We start from the raw sequence: 21,348 nt of genomic DNA on the forward strand, positions 1-21,348 counted from the left end.
AATTTACCTTAATTATTATTTAAATAAAGTAGTTTTACCTTGAGAGGGAGAAGTTTATTTTACCGTTTGCACCAAGGTGCGCGTAAACAATTTGTTACCTTTATGTAAATGTTAACTTTAAGAAACTTTGATTATGAAATCCAATACCAAAAAAGAAGCGAAGAAACAGATTGAAATCAGCTTGACAGATAAATTTACACAAGTCCTTGTAGAATTAGGGCACGATGCGGCCAAACTGAAAAAAGAAATTAAAAAAGTAAGCAAAACTGTTGCTAAAAAAATCAGCCAGACTTTGGATGATGTTAAAGACGTGGTGGAAGCTAAACTTGAAACCAAGCCAGTAAAAAAGGCGATAAAAAAGGCTACCAAAAGCACCAGCCCGGCAAAAAAAAATATTGAAAAAAAAGTAGAGCAGGTTGAAAAAGTAATAGCGAAAGCAACCAAAACAGCCGAAGAAAAAGCGAAAAAAACAGCAGCCACCAAAGCTGAAAAGAAACCCGGCGTTTTACCAGAACAAGCATCGGGCGTGCCCACTCCGGTAGTCCGGGTAAAAAAGGTAGCCGCGCCTAAACCCGATGCGGATACAACCGCTGAAAAGCCCGCCGAAGCGGTTATAGCAGTCAAAAAAAGCAGGTCGCCTAAAAAAGCTTAACATTAACACAATACAAATTGGTTAAGTGATAATATTATGTTAACAAATAAATAAGCAGTTTTGTAGTCCAGGTTGTAATGACCGGGGACTTTTTATTTTATGGACATTAAACGTATTCCGCTAATTAACAGAGAGATCAGTTGGCTTTATTTTAACGATAGAGTTTTACAGGAAGCAGCCGATCCCACAGTCCCTTTAATTGACCGGATTAAATTTCTGGCCATATTTTCGTCCAATCTTGATGAATTTTACCGGGTACGCGTAGCCACGCTGAGCAGGCTTGCCAGTTTAAACGAGAAGGCCAAGGAGGTATTGGGTTATAACCCCAAAAAGTTGCTCAACCAAATTAAAAACCTGGTTGTAAAGCAAGAAAAAAAGTTTAACAATTTATACGAGAATATTATTGTTAAACAGCTTGCCGAAGAGAAGATCTTTATCCTCAATGATAAACAGCTGAATGTTACCCGGGGGGCCTTCGTTAAAAACTATTTCAGGGAAAATATTTTAGCTACCCTGGTGCCCATCATGTTAAACACCGGTGAGCCTTTACCTGAGCTGCGCGACCGGGGGATTTATTTTTTTGTAAGGCTTATCCAGGGCAAAAAAAGTAAGCTGGCACTGATTGAAATTCCGGATAGTTTGCCACGTTTTATCGCTCTTCCGCAAACCAACGATCTCAAGTTTATCATCCTGGTTGATGATATTATCCGTTACAGCCTGGAGGATATCTTTTTCATTTTTGAGCACGATACCATCGAGGCTTACTCCATACAGCTTACGCGAGATGCCGAGCTCGACCTGGATAAAGAAGTGAGCGATAAGTTTGTAGACCTGCTTTCAAAAAGTTTGCTGAAGCGTAAAAAGGGCAAGCCGATGCGCTTGTTATACGATACCGAGATGCCTATGGATATGCTGGCATTTTTAGTGACCAAGATGGGTGTGAATGCCGAAAGCCTGATTCCGGGTAACCGTTACCATAATTTTAAGGATTTTATCGTTTTCCCTAACGTGGGCCGCCCGGAGCTTGAATATCCCAGGTACGATTCACTGCCTGTACCGGAGCTTTCTTTCGGTAAAAGTCTGATCAGCCTTATTGCCAAAAAGGACTTTTTGGTTAGTACGCCTTACCAGTCTTTCGATTACATTATTCACTTTTTACGCGAGGCTGCTATCGATCCTAAGGTCAAAGAGATCAGTGTTACCCTTTACCGCCTGGCTAAAAACTCAAGGGTGGTACACGCGCTGATTAATGCGGCCAAAAACGGAAAAAAAGTGAATTGCCTGGTAGAGCTAAAAGCCCGTTTTGATGAGCAGGCTAACATTACCTGGAGTCGCCGATTGGCCGAAGAGGGCGTTAACGTAATTTACGGTATTTCGGGGTACAAAGTACACTCCAAAATTATCCTGGTTTCCCGTTTAGAGAAAAACAGGATCGTTAATTATGCCTGTTTGTCAACCGGTAATTTTAACGAAAAAACAGCTACCATTTATGCCGACCATAGCCTGCTCACCATGGATAAGCGAATTACGGATGATATGGTGCAGGTATTTAAAGCGCTCACCAAAAATACCGTTCCGAGCGGTTTAAAAAACCTCATCGTATCACCCATCGACTCAAGGCCGGCCTATTTTAAACTGATAGATACCGAAATGAAAAATGCTAAGGCGGGTAAACCGGCTTACATGATACTTAAAATGAATAGCCTGGCTGATGAGCAGATGATTAGCAAGTTGTATGCCGCCAGCAACGCCGGTGTAAAAATAAAGCTCATAGTGCGCGGAATGTGCTGCCTTGTAGCCGGCGTAAAAAACCACAGCGAAAATATAGAGGTAATTAGTATTGTAGATAAATATCTTGAGCATGCCCGGGTACATATTTTTGCTAATGGCGGCAAAGAGTTGATCTACCTTACCTCGGCCGATTTTTTAAGCCGTAATCTGGATAGCCGCGTTGAAGTTGGCTTTCCGATTTATGATGAAAGGTTGCGTACCGAGATCAGGGATATCATTGATATCCAACTACAGGACAATACCAAAGCGCGCGAAATTAACGGGCAAAATAACAATAAGTACGTTAAATCTAAAGAGAAGATCCCTTATCGTGCGCAAATTGACATTTACAATTATTTAAAATATAAAAACTAAACAAATTGAGATACGCCGCCATTGATATAGGATCAAACGCTGTCAGGTTATTGATAGCCGACATTGTTGAAAACGACCAATCTGTTTCCTTTAAAAAGAACACTTTGATCAGGGTGCCTTTGCGTTTGGGGGATGACGCTTTTTTAGATCAGCAGATATCCGATAAAAAAACTGCCGAATTGATTAAAACGATGCAGGCTTTTAAAAACCTGATGGATGTTTACAAGGTGACCGACTACCTGGCTTACGCCACATCAGCTATGCGCGAGGCTTTGAACGGGCCATCGTTAGTGATCAAAATTAAACAAGAGGCGGGGATCAATATTGAAATAGTTCACGGCGAAAAGGAAGCAAACATCATCTACTCCAACCATATTGAGCAGTCGCTGGATAAAAATAAAAATTACCTTTATATTGATGTAGGCGGAGGCAGTACAGAGCTTTCTATATTTTCTGAAAACAAGATCATCGCTTCGCACTCCTTCAATATAGGCACCATCCGGATTTTAGATAACCAGGATAAGGAGGAAACCTGGAACGAAATGCACGATTTTGTTAAGGAACACACCCGGACCTATAAATCAATTATAGGCATTGGAACCGGCGGTAACATCAATAAGTTGTTTAAACTCTCGGAAGAAAAGGAGAATGTGCCTTTGAGCTTTGCCAAATTAAAGTCGCTTTATAATTACCTTAACTCGTTCTCGCTGAAAGACAGGATCAACGTTTTGGGTTTAAACAACGACCGTGCCGACGTGATCATCCCAGCCTGCGAAATCTATATCACGTTAATGAAGTGGGCAGCCATTAAAAACATCTACGTGCCTAAAGTGGGAATGGTTGATGGTATCATCCAAACGCTAATTGACAAGAATTTTAAAACCAAATTATTGCAGTAATCATATTTTACATAGCCGGATGTTTGTTTTTTCTTGCGGCAGTATTAACTTAAAAAATTTTTCTTAATAATTTCTTCATAATTTGGAAACGAGTACTTATATTTGTGATGCCCCTAACAGGGCATGTTTTTCATAGGTAGATGTAGGGTCGAGTATTTATATTCGACCCTTTTTTTATGCCCTTGTTTTAGTATAGCTTTGCGCTCTATATGACAAAGAAGATTATCGTTGCAATCACCGGCGCCAGCGGCGCTATTTACGCTAAACTTTTACTGGATAAATTACAGCAATTGAGCGATCAGATAGCCGATGTAGGTATTGTTATGTCTGATAATGCCAGGCAGGTTTGGAAATTCGAATTGGATAACGATGCTTACAGCCAATATCCGTTCCGGTTTTACGATAAGAATGATTTTATGGCCCCCTTCGCCTCTGGTTCGGCTAAATTTGATACCATGGTTATTATACCATGTTCAATGGGGACGCTCGGACGCATTGCGGGGGGTATTTCAAACGATTTAACCACGCGTGCTGCTGATGTGATATTGAAGGAGCGGCGTAAATTGATCCTGGTTGCCCGTGATACCCCGTTAAACCTGATCCACATTCGCAATATGCAAACAGTAACCGAGGCAGGCGGCATTATTTGCCCGGCTGTACCATCCTTTTACAGCAAGCCAACAACTATAGAGCAGGTAGCCTTAACCGTTGTTGACCGTGTTGTTGATTTAATGGGATTAGATAATAAGAGCTATCGCTGGAACGAATGCGATTAATTTACTTATCCTGGTTGGTAATATCCAGCGCGGTAGTTTGTACATCTGTTTTACTTTCATCTGTACTTTGTCCTTCCTGTAATATAGCAGGTTTTGTTTCGCTTACGCTAACCACTTTCTTTGGTTTAGGTTTAGCTTTAAGTAAGGCATAATACTTTTGTACGCGTAATTGCTTCGCCTTGGCCTGTTGTGCCATGCTTTTGTCTAAATTGTACTGTAACAGTGTATAATGTTTATCCATTGCAGTAGCGGCTTTAACTTTGCCGCTGTTGGTGTAAAGGGTGGATAAACATTTCTCAATTTCAATTTGACGGTTTACATCGTTTTTAATTTTAGTCAATGCGATAGCTTTGTTAAAATCTACCTCGGCCATTTTGTAATCTTTAATGGCTATTTTAATAGAAGCAAGCCTCATTAAAGAGTTGATCATCGCGGGTACATCCTTTTTATATCGGGATATGTAATTAGATTGTAAAACAAACCATTTGGCTTGGGTATATTTTTTTTGGATAAAATAAGCCGAACTTAAGCAGTCGAAATTATTACGTACAGCCAGGGTATCATTATATTTAGAATTAATGTGTAGGGCTTTTAGTACATATTCAATCGCTTTACCCGCATCCGCGTAGCTAATCTCTCTCGTTTTTTGGCAGTTAAACTGGATCAGATCGGCCGCCTTGTTGGTGAATAATTCGGCTTTAGCACACTCTATGCTCGCTGTATCACGTTGCCTTTGCAGCGAATCTATATTTTGGGCTTGTGCTTTTAAAAACTGCGCACTCAGCAATAAGAGTAACAAATAAGTAATTTTCTTCATGATACGTATCTTGATATAACCAGGTATAAACCCCTGAAGCTGTAATTGCAATTAATGTGCCCCGATCTTTACCAGATACGCATCGTTCGGCAAAAATAAAAAATTCTTATCTTTGCAGCTTTAAAATGAACAAGAAAGTCGCTTTTTATACTTTGGGCTGTAAGCTCAATTATTCTGAAACATCAACAATCGGTCGCCTTTTTAATAAGGCCGGTTTTGATACGGTTGATTTTGCAGATACTCCCGATGTATTTGTGATCAACACTTGCTCTGTTACAGATAATGCCGATAAAAAGTGCAAAAAAATAGTTAAAGAGGCGCTAAAAATATCGCCTAACGCCTATGTAACTATCGTTGGGTGTTATGCGCAGCTAAAGCCGCAGGAAATTGCCGAAATCCCCGGGGTGGATATGGTGCTGGGAGCGGCAGAAAAATTTAACATTGTTGAGCATATTGCCGATCTTACTAAAAAGCCTAAAACTTTAGTATATAACCAACCGGTATCAGAGGCTAACCAGTTTATAGCTTCTTATTCTTTTGGCGATAACCGTACGCGTACCTTTTTAAAAGTACAGGATGGATGTGATTACTCGTGCACTTTCTGTACTATCCCGTTGGCCCGCGGAGCCAGCAGGAGCGATACGGTTGAGAGTGTGCTTGAACAGGCTCGCGCAATTGCAGCTTCGGGCGTTAAAGAGATTGTGTTAACAGGCGTAAACATTGGTGATTACGGCATTCGCGACGGTAAGCGCGAGCATAAATTTTTCGACCTGGTTAAGGCTCTGGATGAGGTGGATGGTATTGACCGCATCCGTATTTCGTCCATCGAACCTAATTTATTAACCGACGAAATTATTGAGTTTGTTGCGGTATCTAAACGTTTTGCCCCACATTTCCATATTCCGCTGCAATCAGGTTCCAATAAAATTTTATCGTTAATGCGTAGGCGCTATAAAAGGGAACTTTATGCCGATAGGGTAGCTAAAATTAAACAGTTGATGCCCGATTGCTGCATAGGTGTGGATGTGATTGTGGGTTTCCCGGGCGAAACACGCGAAGATTTTGTTGAAACTTATAATTTTTTAAATGAGCTCAACATCTCATACCTGCACGTATTTACCTACTCCGAAAGGGAAAATACGCTGGCAGCGGAGATGACAGGTACAGTGCCCGGTTCAACACGATCCGAGAGGAGCAAGATGCTGCATATCCTTTCAGACAAAAAAAGAAGGGCTTTCTATGAGAGCCAGTTAGGCAAACATGTCGAAATTCTTTTTGAACGCGATATTACTGATGGCTATATGCACGGTTTTAGCCGCAACTATGTAAAGGTTAAAGCCAAATACGACCCCATTTTAGTAAACGAACTCAAAACCGTTCAGTTAACAGCAATTTCATCTGATGGTGACGTTGAAATAACCGAGACTGAAGAAACATTGGTTCATTAATTTTTATATTAGCCCACAAATTAACACCGATGTTTCCAACCATATCCGAGCTTATCAAATATTTTACAGGTTTAAATATTCCATTGCCCATTCAAACCTTTGGTTTTTTTGTTGCCATAGCCTTCATGATTTCTTTTTGGGCTTTTGAGCAGGAATTTAAACGGAAAGAAAAATTAGGACTGGTGCATCCCTATAAAAAAACAGTAGTTGAGGGCGAACCTGCTACTTTGTTCGACCTGGTATTGAACGGCTTTTTTGGTTTCTTAATTGGTTATAAATTGCTCGATGCTGTATTTAACTACCACGCCTTGGTTGATAACCCACAGGATTTTCTGTTATCGCTCAGGGGCAATTGGATAGGCGGTATCCTATTGGCAGGGATATTTGTTTACTGGGCCTACTCCGAAAAGAAAAAGCAGGAGTTACCCACACCCCAAACTAAGCAAGTGATAGTTCATCCCTACGAAATGATGGGCAACTTGCTGTTATGGGCGGCTGTTTGGGGTTTTGCAGGCGCCAAGCTTTTTAATGCGCTCGAAAATTGGAACGATTTTATGGCCGACCCTGTGGGTATGCTGATCGGCTTTAGTGGTTTAACATTTTATGGTGGGCTATTTTGCGGCGGAGCGGCGGTACTTTACCTGGCCAGTAAAAACGGGGTTAAGCCTATCCAGATGATGGATATTGGTGCTCCAGGTATGATGATAGCTTATGGTGTTGGGCGTATAGGCTGCCAAATGTCTGGCGATGGCGATTGGGGCATTAATAACCTGGCTCCTAAACCAAGCTGGCTGAGTTGGGCACCCGATTGGATGTGGGCCTTTAAATTTCCGCACAACGTTAACATGTCTGATCATGATAATCCGATTGCCAACTGTGTGGGTAAGTTTTGCTATGAGTTAAAGGTGCCGGTTTTCCCTACCTCATTCTACGAATCGGTTATTTGTATCCTGTTGTTCCTGTTATTATGGAGCTTACGCAAGCAAATTAAGTTACCAGGCCTGATGTGGGGAATTTATTTGGTTTTGAACGGTATAGAGCGCTTTTTAATCGAATTGATTCGCGTGAATACCAAATACCACGTGGCCGGAATTTCGTTTACCCAGGCCGAATTGATATCACTACTTTTATTTATTACCGGCATTGTATTTATAGTAAACGCTTTACGCACTAAACAAGCTGAAGTGGTTAAGGCGCATGACTAAGAGATTACAGGAATCCTTCTGGAAACGGTTATTGAAAAATCAGGTTTTTCGTTTTGTGCTCTCTACAGGTGTGGGTTTCGGCGTTGATATAGCCGCTTATTTTTGCTTGTATAATTATATTTTTACCAATGCAAGCTACTCCATATTCCGTATAAGCATCTCACGGTATATTTTATCGTTGGCACTATCGTTTTTTTTAGGGGTACTGGTTAATTTTCTCATTACCAAATTCCTGGTTTTTACCGAATCCAAACTATCACCGGGGAAACAATTTTTTCGCTTTATTACCGTAGCCATTTTAGGCTTTTTTGCCAATCTCGGAGTGATGAGTTGGCTTATCAGATATTTAAATATTTATCCGGTGGTGGCGCGCCCTGCGGCGGCTTTGAGCTTGTTTTTTGCAAGCTTTTTTGTACATAAATTTTTCTCATTTAACTTATCATTACAAAATCATGAATCTGGAAAACATAGCAACTGAAGTAATAGCGCTTTCAAAACAAGTTGGAGATTTTATACGCCAGGAGCGCAAAAAATTTAATTCGGATAGTATTGAATACAAGGGCTTAAATGATATGGTATCGTACGTTGATAAAGCGGCCGAACTGCAAATTGTAGCTGCGTTAGAAGCATTACTTCCTGAAGCTGGCTTTATCACCGAGGAGAAAACAAAAAATCAAATAGGGGAGCGCTATACCTGGATTATCGACCCCCTGGATGGCACCACCAACTTTATACATGGCTTGCCTGTTTTTTCGGTAAGTATTGCCTTGCAGGAATACGACGAGCTGGTTTTGGGCGTGGTATATGAGATTAACCAGGATGAATGCTTTTACGCCTGGAAGGGCGCGCCTGCTTACCTTAATGGTATGGAAATTAAAGTAACCAAAAACCTTAAAATTGCCGATACGCTGCTGGCTACCGGTTTCCCTTATTACGATTTTGAGAAGCAACGGGCCTTTGTTGAGCTTTTTGCCGAGTTAATGCGTGGCTGCCACGGCCTGAGGCGCTTAGGCTCGGCAGCGGTGGATCTGGCGTATACAGCCTGTGGTAGATTTGATGGCTATTACGAATATAATTTAAACTCGTACGATATGGCTGCAGGGATTGTAATTGTAAGGCAGGCTGGTGGAGAGGTAGTTAATTTTTCGGGAGGGACAGACTTGTTTAACACCCGCGAAGTAGTAGCAACCAATGGTAAAATTACTGAAGAGTTGTTAAATACTATCCAAAAATATTTCCCAAAACAGTAGGCGGACGTCACCCATTATCAGGCTTGATGGCAAAAATTGAAACATTTCTGCTTAAATGAAGTTAGATAGGTATATAGTTTATTAACATCTATCACAAAATTTAAGTATCATGAAAAAGAAAATTTTAAGTTTTGCACTTGTCACGGCAATGATCGGATCAATAGCTGTAGGCTGCAGTTCTACAAAGAACGCTGGTGGTACAGATAGTACAACGGTGAAAGATTCAGGCATGAGTACAACACCGGCAGTTACAGATACCGCTAAAAAGGACACCACAAAAACGGATACTACTAAAAAAATGTAGTGTGTTAAAAAACGGAAAAACCCGGTTAGCAACAGCTAACCGGGTTTTTCCGTTTAAGTGGGTGTTATTGTAACGTTACCAGCCCGGTGCAAAGTTTAACCCGAACACAGGCAGGTTAACATCGGTGCGCTGGAATGGGATGGCAAAATAAGGTTCCAGTATAAATGCTCCAAATACGTTTATTCTTAGGGATATACCGGCGCTTGTTGCAGGCACGTGGCTATAAACCTTGCTGGGGACGGGCGAGCCGGTTTAAATACAAAGAAATAAAGGCCATCATAGTATAACCCTGCCTTCTCGCCCCAAATTTGGTCTGCAAGTCCTTCCAAAAGCATTTATATTAGAGAGCAGAGAAATAGTATATGGCTGAATCCGAGGTGTTACCTTTAGTATCAACAGTAACAACTTTCCAGTAATACCGGATATTTGATGTTGGTAAGCCCACTGCCAAATTAGTAAAAGTTGTGTTTGCAACAAGCGCTAAGTTGACATTGCTTGTACCCAAGTAAACAGAGTAAGAAGAGATATCATTATCGGGATCGCTTCCTTGCCAGGTTAAAGTGACTTTACCGTTTGTTATTGTTGCGGTGCCGTTAAACGCAGGGGTAAGCAGATCGGCAGGGAAGGGGGCATAATACACCGTCCCAGGCCCGGGGTTAAAAAACTTCCAGATATCGCTTTGTGCTACAATTGTGCTTTTGCTCGATCTTGATACCACATACCAGGAGTATGCGGTACTCCGGTTGAGCGTTGTTGTTAATTGAGGTACTTTAACAGATTGTGTGTTAGATGTGTTTGTTGATAAATTAATATTACTTTGTGTAGTTGAAATAACGTTGGTTATGGTACAAGCTGAATTTTGACTCGGGAATAATAGCGTGGCTTTTTCGGGATTAGAAGATGGTGCTGACTCGTTATCATTTTTTTTACCACACCCAACAAATACCATCGCCAGTAAAAATATCAATACCTGCCTTCTCATCTTTTTATAATACTAAATGTTTTTTGTAAGTTGTCGGTAGTTAATATAAGTGTATAAACCCCCGTCATTGGTATGGTTGATACATCAAGCCGCACTGTATTGCCTGGGTTATCAAATTGATTTTTGTAGACTAAAGCCCCCATAGCCGAATAAATGGCAACTTTTGCAGTTCTCACCTGTTGATTGCCAAGGTTAATATATAATATTTTGTCAGCCGGGTTAGGGTAAGGCAAAACATCTTCAGACGCTGTGATAGTTTTATCAATAATGCCCTGGCAAGGTTTATCTGTTGTTATCATCAGGGTATTTCGTCCTGCTTTGAGTGATAGGGTCAATACACTGTCAGTAGTGGTGTGCAAAACTCCATTAAGCTGAACATTATAAATACCGCCGCCGCTTAATGCCAACGATACAGTGTTGTTGCCGATGTTGATTGTCGAATAAGCCGATAGATCTTTAGGTTCGGTTACTATGACGGTAAAACACTGTTGATAGTTTGGTTGACCTGCCACCGTTACACAAATATTATATGTGCCTGCAGAAAGGTTGTTAAGCGCAGTTGTGGTCGTAAAAGGAATAACTGAATTTAAGCCTTTACCCGTGATTGTGGCTGTATACCCCAGGTTTTGCGCTGCGCTTATGTTAATGGCCCCATTTGATGATCCTTTGCAAGTGACACTGGTGGAACTGATCCGAAAGTTACTGGCGGGCAAGGTGAAAATAGCATTAATAGTAACCCCCGCTGATGTTTGGGATATTCCATTGTTGTAGTTAACTGACACCGTATAAACACCAGCATAATAGGCGTTAAAAGTAGCTGATGTAGCTCCGTAGATAATCGTTCCGTTTTGTTTCCATTGGTAGGTACAACCAGCTACTATCGGCGTAGAGAGTGTTACATAACTACCTGTTAGCAATACATCGGAACCTACAACGGTAACTATAGGTACAGGTAAAAATACAAAACCGGCAAGAGTACCTGTTCCTGCTGGTGTGGTAACCGAAATAATACCACTTGCACCTGCGCCAACAGTGGCGTTGATAGTGTTTGGCGAAACCACTTGGAAAGTTGTAGCATCCACACCACCGAAACTAACTTTGGTGGCACCCGTAAAGTTGGTTCCTGTTAAAGTTAAACCTGAGCCTGTTATACCCGTTGTGTTGCTAATGCTGGTAATAACAGGTGGCTGTGTAAAAATGAATGGTGTTAGAGATATTAAAGTACTGGTTGGCTTAATTACGTTAATGTAGCCTGTAACACCACTACCGGCTGTGATCGTCATAGTACTGTCCGTGTTAACCACAAATGATTGTACTGTAGTACCGCCTATTGTAACTGCGGTAGTGCCCGTCAAACCAGCGCCCGTCAGGCTAATCGTTGTTCCTTTAAAACCCTCACCCGGTGTAAAGGAGGTAATGCCTGCCAAGTTTTTTAATTTATTTAAAATGATAATACCGTCACCTCCGTAGCGGCTTACACAAACCAGGTCGGGCCTGCTGTCGGCGTCCAGATCACCTGCAATTACTTGTGTCATGCTATCCTGTGGTATATCTATCGCTGCGCCAAATGCTACATTTAGGCCGCTTGCTGTATTTTTAAATACAGAAATGTTGCTACCGTTTATAATAGCCATATCAAGTTTACCATCGCCATCAAAATCAGCAGCGCAACCGGCTATTGGTGCGCCGCCGGTGGTAATATTTTGTATAACAGCTAAATTTATAGAGCCCTGTGTACCTGTGTTCTTCAATATTTTAACTGTTCCGGCTGTAGATGCGCCCATAGCAACGGCTATCTCGAGTTTGCCATCATTATCAAAGTCACCGCTAAAAACTTCGTTTATCAATCCGCCCATATCGAACGTAAGTGGAGTGTCGTAAACGATATTACCCCTGGTGCTGATATTTCGGTATACCAACAAGTTGGATGCGCTTTTCACTAAAACATCCGGTTTACCATCACTATCAACATCGGCCAACAGCACATTTGGAAAGGTAAAGTATGGCCGACCTACCAAATAGTCGGTTTTGCCATCGCCGTCAATATCACCAACCTCAATATTGTTAGGCACGTTATAGTTTGCTTGCCGATTAGCCTCACCAAATGAGGTTATCAAAGAACTGCTGTAAGATGCATAACCATAACCGTTATTGAACATGGAAAATGACGGCACGTTAACCGCGGCATTACCACCAAATATACCGACGAGAAGAAGATCGAGCTTGCCATCCATATTCCAATCTGCTGTATTCACGTCTAACGAGCCGTTCAGGTGGTAGTCTGACGAGCTTCCTCCTCCGCCATATTGCATAATACTGGTACTAAGGCTAATATTACCGGGTTTACTATTATTTAGCATTATACGAGCGATGGTACCTGCCGAGCCAATTGTCGTAACAATAATATCCGGACTTCCGTTGTTATCTATATCCGCAAGAACAGCTCTTTGCGTCATACCGGTTTGTAGGGTTATTTTACTGCTAAAATAGGCTGCATTAAGGCTCGTTGTGTTATTAAACGTTACTGCGAATGGTATTGACGAGTAACAACTGGTACCATGGGCTATCACGTTTATGGGCTTGTAATTTGCACCCAGCGGTACGTTAACGGTTAGCGTACTATCAGTAGCGGCACTAACCACGGCGCGCTCAATACCAAAAAATACAATATTACCAGCAGGAAGCTTATCAAAGTTACTGCCTTTGATGGTAACCATAGTCCCAATTGGCCCCGACGTTGGCGAGAACGATTTTATTTTTGCTGTTTGATAATAGGTAAAGCCAGCGTAGGTTGAACTACCATAAGGAGTGCTAACAGTAAAATTGCCTGCAGAGCCATCTCCAATTATCGCATAAATACCAACGGCGTTTCTGTTGAATGACCTAACTGGATTACCATCTAAAGTAACTGCATTCACTTCACCCAAACCGTTACCATAAATTGTAATACTTGTACCAAAGGTTCCGCTTGTTTTGTCTATAGAGGTAATGGTTGGCAGCAAGTGAAAGCCGGCCATCGTAACCGAGCCACCTGCTGCAGTTACAGTAATACTCCCTGAGCTAATATCGCCCACCGTAGCAGTAATTTGCGTTGGCGATATCACTTTATACACCCACGAATAGTTGTCTAGTAAAACGCGTGTAACATCGGTAAAGCCTGTTCCGGTAATAGTTACAGTTGCGCCTACAGGAGCGGCTATTGGAGATATGGATGTAATGGTAGGTGGCGGGATATAAGTAAAACCCGATTTACTAGCCCGGCTTTTTGCTGATTTTACCGTAACATTGCCAGATGCACCCGCCGCAATTACAGCCGATATATTAGTTGCGTTGTTAACTTTAAAAGATTTAGCCGGAACGCCGCCAAAGCTAACTTCCGTAATATTTTCAAAATTAGTCCCGTTTATTGAAATAGTTGTACCCGTAATTCCTGTTGTTGGCGTAAAGGAATCTATTTGTATGCTTTTGTTGATGTTGGTGATAGCTGTTGCTGTATCGGCATAGCCATTATTACTGCATATCAATTTAATGGTATCGTTAGGGGCGTAAATATCAGCTGGATAGCTGCCGTTATAAGTGGTAGCTACAGGTTTACCATTTACCAACCAACTATAACTATAACCCGTACGTGAGTAGTTAAGTAATTTAATTTTACCAGTAGCTGCAAGGCCGGTGGTATCATATTTAAAAAGGGCTTTTGGAATTGGCGCGCCTCCACTGTTGGTACTGAGCTCCAAAAATCCATGGCCGCCGCCTGCCCAAATGGTTGAGCCGGATATTTGTATATCGTTGAAGCCATAACCTAAATATGAGTAATTGTTATCGCGTGGTAAGCGCTCCCAGATCTTACCGCTGTTAGTTGTTTTGTAAATCTGGAAAGTGCCATTCAAAGCGTAACCTGTGCTATCGTTAACAAATTGCATACGTGTAGCCTGAAAAGGGCTAATGAGGTTATCGTTTTGCTTTGCCCAGGTAATACCATTAGTGGTTATGTAAACAAAATTTTCTAAGTCTGTAGCCCAACCTTTTGTTTGAGAAAGAAAATAAACAGAGGTAATCTTGGTTGGCGGCAGTGTGAGCGTGGTCCAACTACCGCCGCCGTTTGTTGTACTATACAATGCCGTAGTGCCGTAGCTGCTGAAAGCATAAATCACATTATCGCTCAATGCCTGCAGCTTGGTGTAATGTGCACCTGCCAGAGTATTGCTCACCGTCCATGTCACGCCACCGTCAACCGTTTTTAATATCCTATCTGCATCTGTAGCATAGCCTATCAATCCGTTGGAGGGGAAAATCATATCAGTTATCCAGGACCCGGGTATGACTGAAAACTGCGAATGGAAGACAAGTTTGAACGTATTGCCGGCATCGCTTGAGTATAAAATTGCCGGCACTAATCCATAGTCACCATAAACAATGATGTTGTTTTTATTGAAGGCTTTAATACCAGTAACTTCAAAGCCGAATGTTAAGTTGACTGTGTAATTGTTAAAGTTTACGTTGGTTAAATTTATTGGTTTTTGTATGATCGTACGGCCGGTATCAGTTGTATATCCAACAGATTTAAGGAATGATACGTAACCTTCTGATGCCGTATATAAACTACCATTGTAGATATGGTTTTCGGCAGTTTCAACATGTATTTGCCTCAATTGCGCTGTAACTTGGTTATTGATACAAAAGAACAGCAACAAAACAACTTGAAGGAAGGTGATGATCTTCTGTCGGGCAGATTTAGCCCCATTACGCTCTTTGTAGTTCATTTGATAACCCAATAAAGGCCTGTAAAATGTGGTTTGTATTCGATGCACAAGATGAACAGTTAATTGTGAAATAGAAGTATAGGGTCTAAGTATTTTTTAAACCGAGCTAAATATAAAAATATTAGTTCGTAATTCAGTGTATAACTTACCTATGTAGTAGCTATTATTGTTGTTTTTTATTAATCGGATGATACAGTTTGTAACGCTAAAACACAAAAAGAAATTTATCGCAAAAATATTTTTTTATTGTGCGCCCAAAATAACTATGCTGTTAAACCTTTAAAATAAAGCCAAAAGCACTGTTTTGTAGAAGCCTCAAAAGCAAGAGCCCTATTGTCGGCATTTTGGACTTTCTTCTTAATTCGAAAATGTAAACTGTTTCAAAATTAAAAAGCCGGATAGCACTTAGCTATCCGGCTTTTTTAATTTAACAGGTATCGGTAATTACCAGCCTGGTGCAAAGTTTAACCCGAACACAGGCAGGTTAACATCGGTGCGCTGGAATGGGATGGCAAAATAAGGTTCCAGTATAAATGCTCCAAATACGTTTATTCGTAAAGATATACCGGCGCTGGTTGCAGGTATATGACTATAAACCTTGCTCGATATCGGTAAACCCGTGGTTGGGTCGGTAGTGGTTACAGTTTTAACATATTCGGGGTTGCTGCCAAAGGTTACTTTATCTGTAGGGCTCCAGGCCAGGCCGGCATCAAAAAATAAGTTCAAATCAGTAAATAGTAATTTGGAGTTGATTACCGACAGTTTTTCGGGACCGGTGAAAGGTAGCCTCACCTCAAAATTAGCAACCGCTATGCGGTTACCAAACAGTTGATCGATACTGAAGTTATTAGTTGCTGTTTTGTTGCTGTTGTAAAAACTATTAGCCTCGTAACCCCTGATCAGGTATGGATAGCCAATGTATATCGGGTATAGCGAGTTAGTAGCTTCGTTGGATGCAAATCTGCCGTAGCCATACAACCTTGCCGCAAAGGTTACCGGTTTGGCACGGATGTACTTTCTCAGGTCGATGGATGGGGCTACGAAGCTGTAAGTTCCGAAATTGAACTCACTGCCTATACGGTAACGGAAACCATCTAAGGGGGCAGCTATACCAAAGAATGAGTTATCACCCACCAGGCCAACATTTAAAGAATAAAGAACGTACGATCTTAAGTTATAGCCGGTAATTGAGCTCTCCTCGTCATTGGATACTTTTTTTTTATCGGTTCCGATGGCTGTATAATTATATTGATCGGCCTGGCCCGTGGTTTTAACCGTATCTATAGCATACAGTGTGCTATAACGATCAACCCTGAAATAGTTATAAGATACACCTGCGCCGAACTCAACTCGTGTAATTTTAGAGAGAGGGTAGGAGGTGAACAGGTTGGTGGCGTCCTGGAAATTGCGGATGATATCGGTATTTTGTGATAATACCGTTACGTTTTTACCGCCCACGTTTTCGGTAGGGGTAGTGTAGGTGCCGATACCAAACTGATAGGGAATATGCGAGATAGCCACACCAAAGTTCCAGCGGCTTTGCTGATTAATATAGGCAAACTGGCCGCCAAAATCATAAATCTCTCCGTTGATGGAGGCTGCCGCGAAAAGTTGATTACGGCCCAGTATATCACTAAATACGCCTTGTATGCCGCTTGCAAGGCCTGCTCCGTATTGCGAATTGACGCCGATACCAACGCCGCTGCTGGCCAGGTAGTCCATTTTAAATTGTGGCCTGTACTTGATGGTTTTGATCGAGTCGGTAGGTATCTTTTGGTAGGCCAGATAATTGTTCAGGTTTGAGTTGATCAGATCGACACCAACCGCACGAAGCGGAGGCAGCATAGCCGCGTCAAAATTAATGTCCTGCGGGTTTACAACTACAGGCTTAAAATCAGATACTTTGGCGTTGTATAGCGCATATTTTTGCGCCCTGTAGTAGGAGTAAGCTATATCGTTGTTGTTGGAGATACTCAGGGCCGGTGCATACTCGGTAATGCCGCTTATCCCTGTAAACAGATCTGTTAATTGTTCAACCTTACCATCGGCAAGGGTATAGCGGTATAGGTTACGGAAACCATCGCGGTTTGATAAAAAGTAGATCTGTTGATCGTCTGATGAAAACTGTGGGTTCAGGTTATTGGCGCCGTTAAAAACATCAATATCTTTTACCAACCCGGTGGCAACGTCCATTACAGCCAGGTTAAAGGTAATGGTTTGCGATAGGGATTTGTCATAAGTCGTCCTGTCGCTTGCAAAAACTATCTTTTTACCATCGTGCGAGAAGCTCGGTTGATAATCTGAATATTTATCGTTGGTAAGCTGTGTTAGTTTTTTTGTGCCTAAGTTGTACATGTACAAATCGCTTTCGCCTTCAGACATGCCCGAGAATACGATGTCCTGTCCGTTAGGCGACCAGGATACATAACTGAATTGTTCTGCTTTGCCCATCGCTATTTCATCCAGCGTTTTGCCGGTAGCAATGTCTACTATAACCAGTTTATTGCGCCCTCTGCTAAAAACGCTGAAAGCGAAACGCTTGCTATCCGGCGCCCAGGCCCCGGCAGATTCTATAAAGTTAAACTCGTCGATATGGGTATTGGATATCTTACTGGTTAACTTTTTAATCACTTTGCCCGTATGTGCATCCGCCAGGTAAAGATCAATGGTGAACAGGTTTTTTTCGGATAAAAAAGTGAGATACTTACCATCCGGACTGATGGCCGGCGCTACATTCATCTCGCCCGAGTTATGGAAGTCGATTAGTTTTTTACCAACCGGTATTTGCGAGGTATCTTTTAAATAGGGCTTGTAGGTTGTTTGTATGGAGTTTTTCCAAAGGCTGGATAAGGTGCGCTCATCATAACCAAAAGTTTTCCTGATACCGTAATCCAAACCAAAGCGGGCCACATTTTTAAAGAACGGAACAATGATGGTATCCCCATAAGTTGAGCCGATGTACGACCAGAAAGCCTCGCCGTAACGGTATGGGAAATACTTATTGGTTTCGGTAAGGGCCTTTATACTGGGTATATCCTTATTGAGATAGGCATCGCGCATCCACATGGCCGTATAAGCATCCTTTTTTCCTAAAGACAGGTATTCGGCCATACCCTCAATCATCCACAACGGCAAATTATTGATCTCGGCAAAATTGGTACTGTCATTATCCAGCAAAGAATGGTATTGAAACGCGTGCACCAGCTCGTGGCCTATAACGTGCCTGGTGGTTTGGTTAGTTTCCATAAAAGGCATCACCACGCGGTTTTTTAAACCTTCGGTAACACCGCCGGTACCCACGCTTATTTCGCCGTCAATAGCAGTTGTTTGCTGGAAGTCGGGGTGGTCTGCATAAATAATAACCGGGTTGGGTTTTTTAAATGTATCCCTGAAAACCTGTTGGTGCAATGTATACCATAACTCGCTCTCCTGGGCAAAGCGCTTAATCAGGCTATCGTTTTTAATGTAGTAGTAAATTTCAAAGTGCGGGGTTTTATAAACCTTAAAGTCGAGGTTTTTGTACCTCACTTTGTTTTGCCCAAAGCCTTGGGCAGCCGCGTTATCAGGCGTTAAAATTACACCTGTGATAAAAAACAGGAACAAAAATACAGACAAAAAAATACGCGGAAACGGGTAGCGTTTATTCATAGACGGTATGATTTAAAGTCGGGAATGATGATTGTTTTTTACGTAAAATTAAACTTTTATCATTAACGGCCAAGTTTATCATTTATTTGCGGTGGATTGATTTTCTTTTTCTTTCGGAATATTGTCGTCAACAGGCAAAGGCACTGTTAATGAGGTATCAACCGAAAGACTGTCGGTAGCCGAAGTATCAGCTTTGATGTGTGGTGTAGGGCAATCGTAAGTCCGGTTTATCTTAACCCAGGGCTTAGGGAAGGCGCCATAAGTATAGCCCGATTTTGGGTCGGCATAAACCTTCTCCATAAAGCGGCCAAAAATAGGCAATGCAGTGTGCGATCCTTCGCCAGATTCGGATGTGGTAAAGTGCACACTACGGTCGTCCGCACCAACCCAAACACCAGTAACCAAATCTTTGGTGATACCCATATACCAGCCATCTACATAGTCGGATGATGTGCCTGTTTTGCCGCCTATCTGGTTGCCTTTTTTCCACAAACCGTCATACTCCCACAAGGCTTGTGATGTGCCTCCGGGTTCTTCCATGCCCCCTCTAAACATATAGAGCATCAGCCACGCCACTTCTTCACTGATTACCCTTTCGGTTTTCAAAGTAAACTCCTGCAAAACGTTACCTGCCTGGTCGGTTATTTTGGTAACCAGCAAGGGGTTTATTTTTTCACCCTTGTTTAAAAAGGTGCTATAGGCGCGTACCATTTCGTAAACGGAAACATCGTTGGTGCCTAACGATACCGATGGTACCGATTCTAAATGGCTTTCTATTCCGCATTTGTGGGCGTACTCAACAACTTTGTCCCAGCCTACCTTTTCGGTAAGTTGCGCGGTGATGGAGTTAACCGATTTACCCATGGCCCAGCGCAACGACATTTCCTGGTACGAGAAGCTAAAGTTCGCGTTTTTAGGTTCCCAAACTTCCTCTTTACCTTTATCGGTAAATTTAATAGACACCGGTTTATCGGTAAATTTATCGCAAGGGGTAAAGCCGTTGTCCAGCGCGGTTAAATAAGCAAAGGGCTTAAAGGTTGATCCAGCCTGGCGTTTGGACTGGTTTACGTGGTCATAATTAAAATATTTATGATCGATGCCACCCACCCAAACTTTAATTTTGCCGCTTGTAGGCTCAATGGTCATCATGCCGGTATTTAAAATGCGGGCGTAGTAGTTAATCGAGTCCAGCGTTGAAAAAGTTGTATCGCGTTCGCCATGCCAGCTAAATACCCGCATCTTTTTAGGCCTGCTAAAAAAATGCCTGATGGAATCCATATTTCCGGCATATTTTTTATCAACCAATTTGTAAATAGGTAGTTTTTGCGCCGTTTTAATAGCGTAATCTTGAATTTCATTTCCGTCAGGATCGCGCCAGGGGTTTTTCTTTCCCCACAGGTTATCAAAACGCTTTTGCAGCATCTTCATTTTTTCGGCTACGGCTTCTTCTGCGTATTGTTGTAAATGCGAATCAATGGTGGTATAAATCTTTAAACCATCCTCGTAAAGGTCCATATCGTTATCTGTACACCATTTGGCCAGCCATTTTTCTACCGCCCTGCGGATGTATGAGTCGCCCTGCGATTCATCTTCAACGTAACTCAAATTCAAGTTGAGCGGAGCTGCAATATCATCCTTTAAAGCGGCTTGTGTAATATAATTATACTTAGCCATTTGTTTAAGCACGGTATTACGGCGCTCTAAAGCTTTGTCGGGGTTGCGGATGGGGTTATAGGTAGATGTAGCCTTGAGCATACCTATCAGCATAGCAGCCTCGTCGGTATTCACAGCGTCGGGGTTTTTATTAAAGTACTTTTTAGATGCCGTTTTAATACCGAATGAGTTATTGCCAAACGGTACGGTATTAAGATACAGTGTAAGTATTTGTTGCTTGGTATAAACGTGCTCAATTTTATAAGCCGTTATCCATTCCTTGCACTTAAAAACAATGGTACGGAATACGGGTATTCGTTTGATTAATCCCTGCGACTTTTTTTTGCGGGTTTCAAACAAATTTTTAGCCAATTGTTGTGTTATGGTGCTTCCGCCACGTCTGTCGCCTTGCGCTGTGGAGCGTATGCTGCTGAAAAACGAAAAGAAGTCAACCCCGCCATGTTTAAAAAAGCGGGCATCTTCCGTAGCTACCAGGGCGTTGATCAGGTTGGGAGATATTTGTTTGAATTCAACCGGCGAACGGTTTTCGCGATAATAACGGCCGAGCAATTTACCATCGGCTGAGTAAACCTCTGACGAAAGCGACATAATGGGGTTCTTAATATCCTCCATATCAGGGGAATAACCAAAAAGCCACAAGAAATTAAGCTCTATAGCACAAAAAAAGATGATGATGAAATAAATAGAGATAACAATATAACGTAGGAAACGGTTTTTTATACGTTTGAACATTGGGTAAAGATGTAAAATAATGATTCTAATTCATAGCTGAACAGCAAATATAA

15 protein-coding genes are annotated in these 21,348 nt (G+C 41.8%); 9 read left to right on the forward strand and 6 right to left on the reverse strand.

Annotation, left to right across the window (positions count from 1 at the left end; genetic code table 11):
• The first annotated feature begins 133 nt into the window (after positions 1–133).
• The 4 genes from MUCPA_RS36535 to MUCPA_RS30570 all read left to right on the forward strand — a co-directional run bounded on the left by MUCPA_RS36535 (position 134) and on the right by MUCPA_RS30570 (position 4,472).
• Positions 134–652, forward strand: coding sequence for a hypothetical protein (locus MUCPA_RS36535; RefSeq protein ID WP_008511787.1), 519 nt, complete (start codon positions 134–136; stop codon positions 650–652).
• Between the two features lie 99 nt (positions 653–751).
• Complete coding sequence (gene ppk1 / locus MUCPA_RS30560; protein WP_008511788.1) at positions 752–2,797, forward strand: polyphosphate kinase 1; 2,046 nt, start codon at positions 752–754, stop codon at positions 2,795–2,797.
• Between the two features lie 5 nt (positions 2,798–2,802).
• Positions 2,803–3,696, forward strand: a complete 894-nt coding sequence (locus MUCPA_RS30565) for a Ppx/GppA phosphatase family protein (RefSeq protein ID WP_008511789.1) — start codon at positions 2,803–2,805, stop codon at positions 3,694–3,696.
• Positions 3,697–3,905: 209 nt separating this feature from the next.
• Positions 3,906–4,472, forward strand: a complete 567-nt coding sequence (locus MUCPA_RS30570; RefSeq protein WP_008511791.1) for a UbiX family flavin prenyltransferase — start codon at positions 3,906–3,908, stop codon at positions 4,470–4,472.
• A 1-nt stretch (position 4,473) separates the two neighbouring features.
• On the opposite strand, the gene MUCPA_RS30575 is transcribed toward MUCPA_RS30570, so the two are convergent.
• On the reverse strand, positions 4,474–5,289 hold the full coding sequence (locus MUCPA_RS30575) for a hypothetical protein (protein WP_008511793.1): 816 nt from the start codon (positions 5,287–5,289) through the stop codon (positions 4,474–4,476).
• 125 nt (positions 5,290–5,414) lie between these two features.
• Between MUCPA_RS30575 and mtaB the strand changes: the two genes are divergently transcribed.
• From mtaB to MUCPA_RS30600, 5 genes are all read left to right on the forward strand, one after another.
• Entirely contained in the window at positions 5,415–6,737 is a 1,323-nt protein-coding gene (gene mtaB / locus MUCPA_RS30580; RefSeq protein WP_008511795.1) for a tRNA (N(6)-L-threonylcarbamoyladenosine(37)-C(2))-methylthiotransferase MtaB, read from the forward strand.
• A gap of 29 nt (positions 6,738–6,766) precedes the next feature.
• The gene (locus MUCPA_RS30585; protein WP_008511797.1) at positions 6,767–7,942 is read left to right on the forward strand and encodes a prolipoprotein diacylglyceryl transferase; all 1,176 of its coding nucleotides are present in this window, start codon (positions 6,767–6,769) and stop codon (positions 7,940–7,942) included.
• A complete protein-coding gene (locus tag MUCPA_RS30590; protein ID WP_008511799.1) occupies positions 7,935–8,420 on the forward strand; it encodes a GtrA family protein in 486 nt (161 codons plus the stop codon). Before MUCPA_RS30585 ends, MUCPA_RS30590 begins: the two co-directional genes overlap by 8 nt.
• Complete coding sequence (locus MUCPA_RS30595) at positions 8,395–9,192, forward strand: inositol monophosphatase family protein (protein ID WP_008511801.1); 798 nt, start codon at positions 8,395–8,397, stop codon at positions 9,190–9,192. The genes MUCPA_RS30590 and MUCPA_RS30595 overlap by 26 nt, the downstream gene beginning before the upstream one ends.
• A gap of 109 nt (positions 9,193–9,301) precedes the next feature.
• A complete protein-coding gene (locus MUCPA_RS30600; protein WP_008511803.1) occupies positions 9,302–9,496 on the forward strand; it encodes a hypothetical protein in 195 nt (64 codons plus the stop codon).
• A gap of 75 nt (positions 9,497–9,571) precedes the next feature.
• On the opposite strand, the gene MUCPA_RS37985 is transcribed toward MUCPA_RS30600, so the two are convergent.
• The 5 genes from MUCPA_RS37985 to MUCPA_RS30620 all read right to left on the reverse strand — a co-directional run bounded on the left by MUCPA_RS37985 (position 9,572) and on the right by MUCPA_RS30620 (position 21,295).
• The gene (locus MUCPA_RS37985; RefSeq protein WP_157544015.1) at positions 9,572–9,712 is read right to left on the reverse strand and encodes a hypothetical protein; all 141 of its coding nucleotides are present in this window, start codon (positions 9,710–9,712) and stop codon (positions 9,572–9,574) included.
• A gap of 124 nt (positions 9,713–9,836) precedes the next feature.
• Positions 9,837–10,478 (reverse strand): hypothetical protein, encoded by a 642-nt coding sequence (locus MUCPA_RS36540; protein WP_008511804.1) that lies wholly within the window; start codon positions 10,476–10,478, stop codon positions 9,837–9,839.
• Positions 10,475–15,241: an IPT/TIG domain-containing protein gene (locus MUCPA_RS30610; protein WP_040626695.1), complete on the reverse strand. Its 4,767-nt coding sequence runs from the start codon at positions 15,239–15,241 to the stop codon at positions 10,475–10,477. The genes MUCPA_RS36540 and MUCPA_RS30610 overlap by 4 nt, the downstream gene beginning before the upstream one ends.
• Positions 15,242–15,685: 444 nt before the next feature.
• Positions 15,686–18,889 (reverse strand): DPP IV N-terminal domain-containing protein, encoded by a 3,204-nt coding sequence (locus MUCPA_RS30615; RefSeq protein ID WP_008511808.1) that lies wholly within the window; start codon positions 18,887–18,889, stop codon positions 15,686–15,688.
• Between the two features lie 78 nt (positions 18,890–18,967).
• Positions 18,968–21,295: a penicillin-binding protein 1A gene (locus tag MUCPA_RS30620; RefSeq protein ID WP_008511809.1), complete on the reverse strand. Its 2,328-nt coding sequence runs from the start codon at positions 21,293–21,295 to the stop codon at positions 18,968–18,970.
• Positions 21,296–21,348 lie beyond the last annotated feature (53 nt).

Source organism: Mucilaginibacter paludis DSM 18603 (assembly GCF_000166195.2).
Classification (GTDB): Bacteria; Bacteroidota; Bacteroidia; order Sphingobacteriales; family Sphingobacteriaceae; genus Mucilaginibacter; species Mucilaginibacter paludis.